The organism is Leifsonia sp. L25 (assembly GCF_050632895.1).
In genome coordinates, this window is the sequence record NZ_JBODRZ010000003.1 from 525,186 (window position 1) to 538,378 (window position 13,193).

General features: G+C 69.7%; 8 protein-coding genes and 4 pseudogenes. 6 read left to right on the forward strand and 6 right to left on the reverse strand.

Features of this window, described 5'->3' with window-relative positions:
* Genes ACRAWC_RS06465 through ribH form a run of 3 tightly spaced genes read left to right on the forward strand, consistent with a single transcriptional unit; the run spans position 1 to position 2,419 of the window.
* Complete coding sequence (locus tag ACRAWC_RS06465) at positions 1 to 660, forward strand: riboflavin synthase (RefSeq protein ID WP_431349376.1); 660 nt, start codon at positions 1 to 3, stop codon at positions 658 to 660.
* Positions 657 to 1,946 carry a GTP cyclohydrolase II gene (gene ribA / locus ACRAWC_RS06470; protein WP_431347007.1) on the forward strand — a complete coding sequence of 430 codons (1,290 nt, stop codon included), beginning with the start codon at positions 657 to 659 and terminating at the stop codon, positions 1,944 to 1,946. Before ACRAWC_RS06465 ends, ribA begins: the two co-directional genes overlap by 4 nt.
* Complete coding sequence (ribH, locus tag ACRAWC_RS06475; protein ID WP_431347008.1) at positions 1,943 to 2,419, forward strand: 6,7-dimethyl-8-ribityllumazine synthase; 477 nt, start codon at positions 1,943 to 1,945, stop codon at positions 2,417 to 2,419. Before ribA ends, ribH begins: the two co-directional genes overlap by 4 nt.
* 16 nt (positions 2,420 to 2,435) lie before the next feature.
* Here the strand turns inward: ribH and ACRAWC_RS06480 are convergent, their stop codons facing one another.
* A complete protein-coding gene (locus ACRAWC_RS06480; RefSeq protein ID WP_431347009.1) occupies positions 2,436 to 2,864 on the reverse strand; it encodes a DUF2269 family protein in 429 nt (142 codons plus the stop codon).
* Between the two features lie 164 nt (positions 2,865 to 3,028).
* Between ACRAWC_RS06480 and ACRAWC_RS06485 the strand changes: the two are divergent.
* Positions 3,029 to 3,553: pseudogene (locus tag ACRAWC_RS06485) on the forward strand (MFS transporter); the annotation flags it as partial.
* 25 nt (positions 3,554 to 3,578) lie between these two features.
* Here ACRAWC_RS06485 and ACRAWC_RS06490 read toward each other — a convergent pair.
* The 3 genes and pseudogenes from ACRAWC_RS06490 to ACRAWC_RS06500 all read right to left on the reverse strand — a co-directional run bounded on the left by ACRAWC_RS06490 (position 3,579) and on the right by ACRAWC_RS06500 (position 6,172).
* A complete protein-coding gene (locus ACRAWC_RS06490) occupies positions 3,579 to 4,409 on the reverse strand; it encodes an ABC transporter permease (protein WP_431347010.1) in 831 nt (276 codons plus the stop codon).
* Positions 4,406 to 5,251: an ABC transporter permease gene (locus ACRAWC_RS06495; RefSeq protein ID WP_431347011.1), complete on the reverse strand. Its 846-nt coding sequence runs from the start codon at positions 5,249 to 5,251 to the stop codon at positions 4,406 to 4,408. Before ACRAWC_RS06495 ends, ACRAWC_RS06490 begins: the two co-directional genes overlap by 4 nt.
* A pseudogene (locus ACRAWC_RS06500) lies at positions 5,248 to 6,172 on the reverse strand (ABC transporter ATP-binding protein). The gene ACRAWC_RS06495 and the pseudogene ACRAWC_RS06500 overlap by 4 nt, the downstream one beginning before the upstream one ends.
* A gap of 109 nt (positions 6,173 to 6,281) precedes the next feature.
* On the opposite strand from ACRAWC_RS06500, the pseudogene ACRAWC_RS06505 reads away from it, so the two are divergent.
* Positions 6,282 to 8,241 (forward strand): annotated as a pseudogene (locus tag ACRAWC_RS06505) (ABC transporter transmembrane domain-containing protein).
* Between the two features lie 76 nt (positions 8,242 to 8,317).
* On the opposite strand, the pseudogene ACRAWC_RS06510 reads toward ACRAWC_RS06505, so the two are convergent.
* A pseudogene (locus ACRAWC_RS06510) lies at positions 8,318 to 10,236 on the reverse strand (phosphoenolpyruvate carboxykinase (GTP)).
* Positions 10,237 to 10,352: 116 nt separating this feature from the next.
* Here ACRAWC_RS06510 and ACRAWC_RS06515 point away from each other — a divergent pair.
* The gene (locus tag ACRAWC_RS06515) at positions 10,353 to 11,810 is read left to right on the forward strand and encodes a helix-turn-helix domain-containing protein (protein WP_431347012.1); all 1,458 of its coding nucleotides are present in this window, start codon (positions 10,353 to 10,355) and stop codon (positions 11,808 to 11,810) included.
* A 109-nt stretch (positions 11,811 to 11,919) separates the two neighbouring features.
* Here the strand turns inward: ACRAWC_RS06515 and ACRAWC_RS06520 are convergent, their stop codons facing one another.
* A complete protein-coding gene (locus tag ACRAWC_RS06520) occupies positions 11,920 to 13,143 on the reverse strand; it encodes an IS30 family transposase (RefSeq protein WP_431346749.1) in 1,224 nt (407 codons plus the stop codon).
* Positions 13,144 to 13,193: the final 50 nt, after the last annotated feature.

Consider the following 13,193-nt stretch of genomic DNA (forward strand, 5'->3'; position numbering starts at 1 on the left):
GTGTTCACCGGAATCATCGAAGAGCTGGGCGAGGTCGTCGCCGTCGCTCGCGACGCCGACGCGATGCGGATCACCGTGCGCGGACCGCTCGCCGTCAGCGACGCCGGGCACGGCGACTCCATCTCGGTCAGCGGCGTCTGCCTCACCGTGATCGGCCAGGACGCCGAGACGTTCACGGCCGACGTGATGGCCGAGACGCTCGCGATGAGCACGCTCGACGACGTCACGCCCGGCCGACTGGTGAACCTGGAGCGTGCCGCGCAGGTCGGCGACCGCCTCGGCGGCCACATCGTCCAGGGTCACATCGACGGCACCGCGACCGTGCTCTCCATCGAGGACGGCAGCGCCTGGCGCGTGGTCCGGCTCAGCCTCGACCCCGCCCACGCGCCGCTCGTGGCGCGCAAAGGCTCCATCGCCATCGACGGCGTATCACTCACCGTGAGCGACGTCGGCGGCGGGCGCGAGAACGGCTGGTTCGAGGTCTCGCTCATCCCCGAGACGCTTACCGCCACCACGCTCGGCGACCGCGTCCCCGGCGACCGCGTGAACATCGAGACCGACATCCTCGCCCGGCACGTCGAGCGGATGCTCGCACTCGAGCCCGACCTCGCCGCCCGATTCGAACCAGCAGAGACCGCCACAGAACGGAGTGCGTCATGACGCTCGCCACCATCCCCGAGGCCCTCACCGAGCTGCGCGCCGGCCGGCCCGTCATCGTGGTCGACAACGAGAGCCGCGAGAACGAGGGCGATGTCGTCATCGCCGCCGAGCTCGCCAGCCAGGAGTGGATCGCCTGGACCGTGCGCAACTCATCCGGCTTCATCTGCGCGCCGATGACGAACGAGATCGCCGACCGCCTCGAGCTTCCGGTGATGGTCGCGAACAACGAGGACGCGCGCGGCACCAACTACACGGTGAGCGTCGACGCCGCCAACCGGCTGTCCACCGGCATCAGCGCCGCGGACCGCGCGCACACCCTGCGGGTGCTCGCCGACGCGGAGTCCACGCCCACCAGCCTGCACCGGCCCGGCCACATCATGCCGCTGCGAGCGGTGGACGGCGGCGTGCGGGAGCGCGACGGCCACACCGAGGCCGCCGTCGACCTGCTGAAGCTCGCCGGACTGACCCCGGTCGGCGCCATCTCCGAGATCGTCGCGGACGACGGCGAGATGATGCGCCTGCCCGGCCTGCTGGAGCTCGGCGAGCGCGAGGGCGTCCTCGTGATCACCATCGAGGCGCTGATCGCGTACCTGCAGGAGTTCCACTGCGACCAGCAGCTCACCTCCCCCACGCCCATCCCGGAGTCGTCGCGGGTGATCTTCGAGGTCGAGACGACCGTCCCCACCACCAACGGCACCTTCCGGATGCGCGCCTACCGCGACCGGATGACCGGCGCCGACCATGTCGCCATCGTCTCCGGCACGCCCGCCGCCGAGGGCACATTGGTGCGGGTGCACTCGGAGTGCCTGACCGGCGAGGCGTTCGGCTCGCTCAAATGCGAGTGCGGACCGCAGCTCGACGCGGCGCTCGCCACCATCCAGCGCGAGGGCGGCGTCGTCGTCTACCTGCGCGGCCACGAGGGCCGCGGCATCGGCCTGATCAACAAGCTGCGCGCCTACAAGCTCCAGGAGGACGGCCTCGACACCCTCGACGCCAACCTGGCGCTGGGCCTGCCGATCGACGCCCGCGACTACGGCGCGGCGACTGCGATCCTGCAGGACCTCGGCGTCGAGTCGGTGCGCCTGCTCACCAACAACCCCGAGAAGGTGCGCCAGCTCGAGGAGCACGGCATCGCGGTCGACGAGCGGGTGCCGCTGGTCGTCGGCGTCGGCGTGTTCAACGAGGGCTACCTGGAGACCAAGCGCGACCGCATGGGTCACGTGATCGCCGAGATCGACCCCGATGACGATGCAGCCGCCGTCGCGGCAGAGAGGACAGCACGATGAGCGGAGCCGGAGCACCCAACGCGACCGAGGCCGTCGACGGGAGCGGCCTGCGGGTCGTCGTCGTCGCCGGCACCTGGCACGAGCAGATCACCGACGGCCTGATCGCGGGCGCGACCCGCACGCTGGAGGCCGCGGGCGCGGACTACTCGCTCGTGCGGGTCCCCGGCAGCTTCGAGCTCCCCGTCGTCAGCAAGGCGGCGCTGGAGTCCGGCGCCGACGCGGTCGTCGCGCTCGGCGTGATCATCCGCGGCGGCACCCCGCACTTCGAGTACGTCTCGGCGGCGGCGACCGACGGCCTCACCCGGGTCGCGCTCGACACCGGCAAGCCGGTCGGGTTCGGCGTGCTCACCCTGGATGACGAGGCTCAGGGCCTCGACCGCGCCGGCCTCCCCGGTTCGAAGGAGGACAAAGGCGAGGAGGCCGCGCACGCGGCCCTGGTGACCGCGATCGCGCTGCGGGAGCTGCGCGGCTGAGGGTTCGGGCGGGAGGCTACGGCTTCCACACCATCAGCACGACCACGGCGACCAGCAGCAGGCTGGCAACGCCGGAGCCCGCCGCGATCGCCGGGTATTTCGAGGACTCGCCTCCGCGGATCGCCTCGGCGGCGCGGCGCATGGTCGGCACGACGAGGAACAGCGTCAGCCCGAGCGCGATCACGTACAGGATGATCGACCAGAGGATCCACGGCGTCACGATGCTGAGGTCGTCCTTCTTGTCCGACAGACCCATCACGCCGAAGCCGAAGAACGCCACCAGCAGCGACAGCAGCGAGATCAGGTTGGTCGACTTGGCCAGGACCTCCACCTGACCCGCGTTGCCCGCACGCACCGCGCGCATCGCCGTCATCGGCAGGATGGCCATCGGCCCCACGATGAACACAGCGGACACGACGTGGAGGACGGCGAAGAGGGTTTCCATGCCTCCAGCCTATCGAGCGGTGCGAGCGCACCGATTCGGCCGGGCCACGCGCGCGGCATAGGGTGAAAGGGACGCCACAAGCGTCCCGTTCCCTTCTCCGCCCGCGCGACGCCCGACCGACGTGCACGCTCCGCGGCTCTTCGTCACGTCACCGGAAGTTCTTCAAGACGTTCTCGGCGGCAGGGTTCGTGCCCGGACTCGGCTACGCGCGCAACGACTTCCTGGTCATGCTGATCATCGGTGTGGTGTTCTTCGGCGTCTTCACGCTCGTCGCCGGCCCGCTCGCCGAACGATTCGGCCGCCGCAAAACGCTGATCTGGGTGACGCTCGGGATCATCCTCTTCGGCCTGCTGTTCGTCCCGCTCTTCGCCGGGGGCATCGTGGGCACGATGGCGCTGCTCATCGTGGGCTTCACGCTGATGGGGCTCACCTTCGGGCCGATGGGCGCTGAGCTGCCCGAACTGTTCCCGACGAACGTCCGGTACACGGGCTCCGCCATCGCGTACAACCTGGCGAGCGTGCTCGGAGCGGCGGTCGCGCCGACCATCGCGGTGTGGCTGTGGACGATCGGCGGCGGCAGCACGGTCTGGGTGGGCGTCTACCTCTCGGCCGCGGGTGTGCTCACGCTCATCGCGCTGCTGCTGTCGAAGGAGACCCGCGACATCGAGTTCACCGACAACGTGAGCTGACCCCTCCTCCCTCGGAGGGGTCGTGTCAGTCGAGGAAAAGGGCGCGGAGGCGGCGGGTCGTCAGGATCAGGCCGAGCGCGACCATCACGGCGAAGTACACGACGTGCCACAGCATCCCGGCATCGACGGCGCCGGTCGTCAGGCCACGGACCAGTTCGACGCCGTGCCACAGCGGTAGCGCCATGATGATCGACTGGATCCACTCCGGATAGACGGTGATCGGGTAGAAGGTCGCCGACAGCAGGAACATCGGCAGCAGTATGAAGTTGATCCAGTCCATCTGCTGGAAGGTCTTCATGTAACTGGTGACGCCCATCCCGAAGCTGGCGAAGCCGAACGCGATCAGCAGCACCGCAGGGAGGGCGAGCAGCGCCCACCACGACAGGTTCAGGCCGAGCACCTGCATGACGATCATGAAGCCGACCGCGTAGACGGCGCCGCGCAGCAGCGCCAGCAGGATTTCGCCGAGCGCGACGTCGAGCGGGCCGAGCGAGGTCGACAGCATCCCCTCGTAGAGCTTGGCGAAGTGCATCTTGAAGAACACGTTCCAGGTGGAGTCGTACACGGCTCCGTTCATCGCGGCCGTCGCCAGCAGCGCGGGAGCGATGAACGCCGCGTACGGCACCTGCTGGCCGCCGGCCGTCGTGACGTCGCCGACGAGCTTGCCGAAGCCGATACCGAGCGAGAGCAGGTAGAAGATCGGCTCGAAGAACCCGGAGACGATGACCAGCCAGTTCGTGCTGCGGGTCGCGGACCAGCCGCGCTGCATCACCGACCGGGCGTTGCCGGCGTAGAGCGCCCGGAGCGGACCCGACCGGGAGACGGTCTCGATCAGCGGGTCGCGGGTGGTGGTCACTTGTTCAGCCTCCGCCCCGCGATGCGGCGCGCCCACCGCCAGAACACGACGAACAGCGCCGCGAGGTAGAGGACATGCACGAACGTGAGCCACAGCGGCTCGGCGTACCCGTAGGCGAAGACGCGGGCGAGCTCGGTGGAGTGCCAGAGCGGCGAGATCCAGCCGATCCACTGCAGGTAGACGGGCATGGAGGCCAACGGGAAGAAGGTGCCGGAGAACAGCGTCATCGGCAGCAGCACGAACCGCATCAACATCGCGATCTGGCCGGTGTCCTGCTCCAGCGTGGCGACATACGCCATCACCGGCGCGCCGAACGCCAGGCCGCCGAGCGTCGCGACCGGGATGGCGAGCCAGCCCCACGGGCTCGGCACCGCGCCGAACAGCAGCATGAACGCGTAGTACACGATGCTCGTTCCGAGCAGCCGCGCCACCACCGAGATGACGACGCCGTCGATGATCTGACCCGGCGCGACCGGAGACGCGCTGATGCCGACGAAGGTCGGATTCCACTTGAACCCGAGCATCACCGGGTAGGTGAACTCCTCGCTCGCCACGGTGACGCCGGCCGTGCAGAGCAGCGCGGGGGCGACGAAGGCCAGATAGCTGACCCCGTTGACCGCGGTCGGCCCCATGTGGGAGCTCACCAGGCTCCCCAGGCCGACGCCCATCGCGAACAGGTAGAGGAACGGGTTCCCGAAGCCGGTGACGAGCAACGTCTGCAGGTACGAGCGCATCACCCGGAAGCGGTGCTCCGCGACGTACCAGGCGCCGAACCGGCGCGGCCGTCCTGCGGCGGCGAGCGCGGCCCGCGTGCCCTCATCCACCGGTGCGGCGGTGCTCATTCGATCAGGCTCCGTCCGGTGAGCCGCAGGAAGACGTCCTCCAGGCTCGAACGGCGCACCAGGCTGGTGAGGGGTGGAGGCCGCGGTCGGTCAACCGGGCGAGCTCGGCCTCCCCGTCGTCGCTGTAGACCAGGATGCGGTCCGGCAGCACCTCGACGCGTTCCCCGATGCCCTCCAGCCGCGGCGCGACCTCGGCGTTGCGCTCGGAGCCGAAGCGGACCTCCAGCACCTCCCGCGTCGAGTACCGGCGGATGAGGGCGGCAGGGTTCCCTCTGCCATGATCGTGCCCTTGTCCACCACCACGAGCCGGTCGCAGAGCTGCTCGGCTTCGTCCATGTAGTGCGTCGTGAGCACCAGCGTCGTGCCCTGCTCCTTGAGCCGGAACAGCCGGTCCCAGAGGATGTGCCTGGCCTGCGGGTCGAGGCCGGTGGTCGGCTCGTCCAGCAGCAGGATGCGCGGGTCGTTGATCAGGGCCCGCGCGATCGTGAGCCGGCGCTTCATGCCGCCGGAGAGGTCGTCGACCTTCGCCTTGGCCTTGTCCTCCAGCTGCGCGAAGGCCAGCAGCTCGTCGGCGCGCCGGCGCACCCGTGCCGAGGGGAGGCCGAAGTAGCGCCCGTAGACGATGAGGTTGTCGCGAACCCGCAATTCGGTGTCGAGGTTGTCGGACTGCGGCACCACGCCGAGCTGCGACCGGATCTCGGGACCGTACCGGTCGGGGTCGAGCCCGAGGATGCTCAGCTCGCCCGCCGTTCGCGTGGAGACTGCGCCGATCATCCGCATGGTGGTCGACTTCCCCGCGCCGTTGGGGCCGAGGAGCCCGAACGACTCCCCCGCCTCGACCTCGAAGCTGATGCCGTCGACCGCCGGGAAGTCCTTGTACTTCTTGACGAGGTCGGCGGCGGTGATGACGGACGGCGGCATAGTTCAGCACTGTAGTCCGGGCCGCGGACATTTCGCCGGTGTCAGCAAACCGGCAGCCCGCAGGAAGTACGGTCGAAGCAGCATCCCGAACTCCTCTCGAAGGAACCCCATGAGCACCGACACCACCGCCGCTCCACGCCGCCGTTCGCCCTTCGCGCGGCGGGAGGCGGACACCGGACCGCGCGCGCGGTTCAGCCAGCTCCTCCCCTACCTGCTCGAGCACCGCGGCGTGCTCTCGTTCGTCGTCGTGCTGAGTGTGCTCGGCGCCGCGGCGAGCCTCGCCCAGCCGCTGCTGGTCAGCCAGGTCATCACCATCGTCGGCAAGGGCGAGCCGCTCAACGGGATCGTCTGGGGTCTCGTGGCGCTCGTCGTCGTGTCCGCGCTCATCTCCGGCTACCAGCACTATCTGCTGCAGCGCACCGGCGAGGGCGTCGTGCTGTCGTCGCGCCGCAAGCTCGTCGGGCGGATGCTGCGCCTCCCGATCAGCGAGTTCGACACGCGCCGCACCGGCGACCTGGTGTCGCGCGTCGGCTCGGACACCACACTGCTGCGGGCGGTGCTGACGCAGGGGCTGGTGGAGGCCATCGGCGGCGCGCTGACCTTCATCGGCGCACTCATCGCCATGCTGATCATCGACCCGGTGCTGCTCGGGCTGACCGTGCTCGTCGTCGCGGTCTCCATCGTCGTCGTCACGCTGTTGTCCGGCCGCATCCGCGTCGCCAGTCAGAAGGCGCAGACCAAGGTCGGCGACCTCGCCGCCGCGGTCGAGCGGGCGATCAGCTCGGTGCGCACGATCCGCGCCTCGAACGCGACCGAGCGGGAGATCGCCGCGGTGGACGCCGACGCGACCGGGGCCTGGAGGATGGGCATCCAGGTCGCCAAGATCTCCGCCCTCGTGGTGCCGGTCGCGGGCATCGCGATGCAGGTGTCGTTCCTGGTGGTGCTCGGCGTCGGCGGGTTCCGAGTCGCGAGCGGGGCGATCACCGTCGCGAACCTGGTCGCGTTCATCCTCTTCCTGTTCATGATGATCCTGCCGCTCGGTCAGGCGTTCGGTGCCATCACCGCGGTGAACTCGGCGCTCGGAGCGCTCGGCCGCATCCAGGAGATCCTCGACCTCCCCACCGAGGACCAGTTCGACCGCGACATCGCGCCCCTCGGGATGACCGTGGGCGCGGCGAACGAGGGCCTCGCCCCGCAGGCGCCGGCGATCGAGTTCGTGGACGTGGAGTTCGCCTACCCGTCGTCGCCGGAGCGGGATGAGCCGTCCGTCGTGGCGGCCCCGCCCGCCGACGCCGAGCGCATCGCCCTCGGCGCCCTCGGCGGAGTGGACGTCGTGGCCGAGGCGGAGGCCGCGGCAGGGCTCGGCGCCGACGCGGCGGCCACTGCGCACGGCGGCGTGCTGCACGGAGTGAGCTTCACGGTGCCGCGCGGCAAGCGGACGGCACTGGTCGGCCCGTCGGGCGCGGGCAAGTCGACGATCCTCGCGCTGATCGAGCGTTTCTACGACCCGGAGGCCGGCCAGGTGCGGTTCGGCGGGATGGACATCCGCACACTCGACCGCGTCGCCCTGCGCTCCAACATCGGCTACGTCGAGCAGGACGCGCCGGTGCTGGCCGGCTCGCTGCGCGACAACCTCCGGCTGGCGACGCCGCACGCGACCGACGAGCAGTGCGTCGACGTCCTCCACGCGGTCAACCTCACCGAGGTGCTGGAGCGCAGCGACCTCGGCCTCGACGCGCCGGTCGGCGAGGACGGCATCATGCTCTCCGGCGGCGAGCGCCAGCGCCTGGCGATCGCCCGCGCGCTGCTCGCCGCTCCCCGGTGCTGCTGCTGGACGAGTCGACCTCCAGCCTGGACGGACGCAACGAGCAGCTCATGCGGGAGGCCATCGACGCCGTCGCGGAGGACCGCACCCTGTTGGTGATCGCCCACCGGCTCTCCACCGTCGTCGACAGCGACCAGATCGTCGTCCTCGACCACGGCCGCGTAGTAGGCGTAGGAACCCACTCCGAACTGGTCGCGTCCACCCCCTCTACCGCGACCTAGCCAAGCACCAACTCCTCGTCTGACGCAGCTAGTCGCTTCCTCACTTTCTCTCGCGACACGCCGGGTGCGAGCGGGAGAAAGTGAGGAAGCGATGGCTTGCTACGCGTGGAGGTGGTAGCGGAGGGAGGCGAGTTCGGCGCGGAGAGCGGCGGGGACGCGGGTCCCGAACTGCTCGAAGTACTGCTCGGTGAGGTCGCACTCGGCGAGCCAGCTGGAGCGGTCGACCTCGAAGAGCTCGGCGACGTCCTCGGCCGGGAGGTCGAGACCGTCCAAGTCGAGCTCCTCCACCAGCGGGAGGCGGCCGATCGGCGTCGAGGCGGCGCCGGCCGTGCCCTCCACGCGGCGGGCGATCCACTCGATGACGCGCGAGTTCTCGCCGAACCCGGGCCACAGGAAACGGCCGTCGTCGCCCTTGCGGAACCAGTTCACCTGGAACACCGCGGGCGCGTTCGACCCGAGCTTCTCGCCGACCTCGAGCCAATGGCCCCAGTAGTCGGCCATGTTGTAACCGCAGAACGGCAGCATCGCGAACGGGTCGCGGCGCAGCTCGCCGACCGTGCCCTCGGCCGCGGCCGTCTTCTCCGACGAGATGGTCGCGCCGATGAACACGCCGTGCTTCCAGTCGCGGGCCTGCGCCACCAGCGGCACGTTCGTCGCACGGCGGCCGCCGAACAGGATGGCGTCGATCGGCACGCCGTCGAAGGCGTCCCAGTCGTCCGCGATGGCCGGGCACCGCGCCGCAGCCACCGTGAAGCGCGAGTTGGGATGCGCCGCCGGGCGACCGCTCTCGGGAGTCCAGTCGTTGCCCTGCCAGTCGATGAGGTGGTCGGGCGGCGTCTCGGTGAGGCCCTCCCACCACACGTCGCCGTCGTCGCGGAGCGCCACGTTGGTGAAGATCGTGTTGCCCCAGAGCGTCTCGACCGCGGTCTTGTTGGTCAGCTCGCCTGTCCCCGGCGCGACGCCGAAGAAGCCGGCCTCGGGGTTGATGGCGCGCAGCCTCCCGTCAGCGCCCTGCCGGAGCCAGGCGATGTCGTCTCCGATGGTCTCGACGTTCCAGCCCGGGATGGTCGGCCTCAGCATGGCGAGGTTCGTCTTGCCGCACGCGGACGGGAACGCCGCCGCCAAGTGGAAGGCGCGGCCCTCGGGCGAGGTGACCTTGACGAGCAGCATGTGCTCGGCCAGCCAGCCCTCGTCGCGTGCCATCGCCGAAGCGATCCGCAGCGCGAAGCACTTCTTGGCCAGGATGGCGTTGCCGCCGTAGCCGGAGCCGTACGACCAGACCTCCCGCGTCTCCGGGAACTGGACGATGTACTTGGTCGTGTTGCACGGCCAGGTCACGTCATCGTGACGCGCCCCTGCGTCGTCGATCAGCGGAGCGCCGACGCTGTGCACGGTCGGCACCCAGGGCTGACCGGCGTCGATGAGGTCCAGCACCTTGCCGGTGACGCGGGTCATCAGCCCCATGCTGACGGCGACGTAGGCGGAGTCGGTCAACTCGACGCCGACCTGGGAGATCGGACCGCCGAGCGGTCCCATCGAGAACGGGACGACGTACATGGTGCGGCCGCGCATGCTGCCGGCGAAGACCCCGCGCAGCTCGGCGCGCATGGCCTCGGGCTCGCGCCAGTTGTTGGTCGGGCCGGCGTCCTCCTCCTTCAGGGAGCAGATGAAGGTGCGGTCCTCGACGCGGGCGACGTCGCTCGGGTCGGTGCGCGCGAGGAAGCTATTGGGCCGCCATTCCGGGTTCAGCCGGATGAGCTTGCCCTCGGCCACGAGCTGCTTGGTCAGCCGGTCCGCCTCCCCGGCGAGCCGTCGCACCAGACGATGCTCTCGGGCTGGGTGAGTTCGGCGATCTCGGCGACCCAGGCGCGGAGGCCGGCGAGGCCGGTCGGGCGGGTCGGTTCGGTGGCGGCCGCCTGCCGTGCGGCCGGGGTGGAGGCCGTGCGGTACGCGTGCGTCTCGTGGTCGGCGTCGGCGTCGTGCGCCTGGTCGGTCAGCGGGAGCTCGGCGATGGACATTCCGTCGTCCTCTCGGTTGGAAAGATCGGGTTGCGACTCCAGGATCGGACAGGATTCATAGCCGTGGGCGAGAAATCGGCCGTAAAGAATTGCGATTCTTTCGCTATCGTGAAGGGATGAACTCCCTCGCCACCGACGCGGCGACCGCCGACGTCGCCACCCTCGGGCACCGCATCCGGCACTTCCGCACCCAGCGCGGCCTGACCCTGGACGAGCTCGGCGCCGCCGCCGGGGTCGCCGCCAGCCAGCTCTCGCTGATCGAGAACGGCAAGCGCGAGCCGCGCGTCTCCCTGCTCGGCACCCTGGCCACCGCGCTCGGCGTCCCGCTCGCCGAGCTGCTGTCCGCCGAACCGCCGGACGCGCGCGCAGCGCTCGAGATCGAGCTCTCCCGCGCCCAGAAGGGCTCGCTCTACGGCTCGCTCGGACTCCCCGCCGTCAAGCCGACGAAGGGCACGCCGACCGAGACGCTGGAGGCCCTGGTCGGCCTGCACCGCGAACTCGCGCGGCGCGCCAGCGAGGCGATCGCGACGCCGGAGGAGGCCCGGCGTGCGAACACGGAACTCCGCGAGCGGATGCGCGCGCAGAACAACTACATCCCCGATATCGAGGGGCTCGCCGAGGAGCGCGTGCGCGCGTCGGGTCACGTCCGCGGTGCGCTCACCCACCGCGAGGTGAGCGTCATGGCCGAGCAGCTCGGCTTCGAGCTCATCTACGTCGACGACCTCCCGCGCTCCACCCGCTCGATCACGGACCTCGAGAACGGCAGGATCTACCTGCCGCCGGCGTCCATCCCGGGCGGGCACGGCCTCCGGTCGATGGCTCTGCAGGCGATGGCGCACCGGCTGCTCGGCCACGAACGCCCGGCGAGCTACGCGGACTTCCTGCGGCAACGGCTGGAGATCAACTACTTCGCGGCGTGCGCGCTGATGCCGGAGGCCGCGGCCGTGGCCTTCCTGCGGCAGGCGAAGAAGGAGAAGGACCTCGCCGTCGAGGACTTCCGCGACGCGTTCGGCGTCACCCACGAGGCCGCCGCGCTGCGCCTGACCAATCTGGCGACCCGGCACCTGGACATGCCGCTGCACTTCCTCCGCGTGGGCGACGACGGCACCCTCTACAAGGGTTACGAGAACGACAGCCTCCCGCTTCCGACCGACGTCACCGGCTCCATCGAGGGCCAGGTGGTCTGCCGCAAGTGGGGCGCCCGCAACGCGTTCGCGCGCACCAACCGCACCACGGAGTTCTACCAGTACACCGACACCCCGGCCGGGACGTACTGGTGCTCGACGCAGACCGGCAGCACTGCGGACGGCGGCTACTCGATCAGCGTGGGCGTGCCGTTCGACCAGGCCAAGTGGTTCCGCGGCCGGGAGACGACGGCGCGCGCCGAGTCCCGCTGCCCGGACGAGTCGTGCTGCAAGCGACCGGCCACCGAGCTGACCGGGCATTGGTCGGGGAAGGCGTGGCCGAGTGCGCGCCTGCACGCGCACATCCTGTCGCCGCTGCCGTCGGGGTCGTTCCCCGGCGTGGACGACTCCGAGGTGTACACGTTCCTGGAGGCGCACTCGGGCGCGTGAGCCCTCACATTCGGCACGAATGTTGCGATTGCCGCGGCCATTCGCGCGATTCGTGACGAATCGCGATTTCAGCGATTCGTCACGAATGTGGCGATTGGTGCGGGTGGTTTCAACTCGTGAGTGCAACACCTTTTAGATGCTCGTCGAGTTTCTCGGCTGGGGTGTGGAAGTTCAAGGTCTGACGTGGGCGGATGTTGAGCAGTCGTTGGGTTTCGGCGAGGTCGGTGTCGGTGATGGTGTTGAAGTTGGTGCCTTTGGGATAGAAGTCCCGGATCAGCCCGTTGAGGTTCTCGTTGCTGCCGCGTTGCCAGGGTGAGTGCGGGTCGGCGAAGAATACCGGGCAGCCGGAAGCGACGGTGAATCGGGCGTGTTCGGCCATTTCGGTGCCTTGGTCCCAGGTCAGGGTGTTGAAGAGAGCGGCGGGCAGCTGTTGGATCATTTCGGTGAGCCGGTCGATCACGGTGGCGGAGTCTCGCGTTCCGGGCAGCCGGCCTAGGAGGGCGAATCGGGTGGAGCGTTCGACCAGGGTGATGATCCCGGAGTTGCCGGGGCCGACGACGAGGTCGCCTTCCCAGTGCCCGGGAACGGCGCGGTCGGCGACCGTCGCTGGTCGCTCACTGATCCGGGCTCCCTCCAGCCAGGGCCGGTTGCTGCGCCGCGGCAGCTTGGACTGCGGGATGCGCCCCTTCCGCCCGGAGCGCAACGCTTTGACCACGGTCAGCTCGTGCCGCAACGCGCCTTTGCCCTGAACATAGAGGGCCTGATAGATCGTCTCGGAGGACACCCGCATATCCTCTCGCCCCGGAAACAAGTGCGGCAGCCGACCCGCGACCTGTCGCGGGGAGAACCGGTCGTTCAACTGCTCCACCACCGCAGCCCGCAACACCGGATGCCGGTCCAGTTTGCGCCGCTTGGGCCTGGCCCGCCGTTGCGCGGCGACCTGATGCGACACTCCCGCCTCATACTGCCACTGCCCCCGATGCAACCACCTCGACCGGGCGACCTCCCGCGACACCGTCGAGGCAGACACCCCGACCAGGGCGGCGATCCTGCGCATCGAGAACCCCTGCGCCAGCCCCGTCTGGATCAGAGTCCGATCCGCCAACGACAATCGACGCCCGTGACCAGTGGCCGCGCCCACCACCCCCGGCGGCCCGACACGCAACAAACCCGAACGACTCCCCGGCTCAAACTTCATGCCAGCAAGCCTCGCCCACCGCTCCACCCGACCCGGCGGCAACCCCAACCAGCCGCCCACGCCCGCAGCGGAAATGCCCTCCACCAACAACCCAAGCGCCGCAACGCGAGTCTCTAACGACGAATGCGAACCCATCCCAACCCCTCACCAAAACGAAGGGTGTTGCACTCACCGCCGGAACTCAC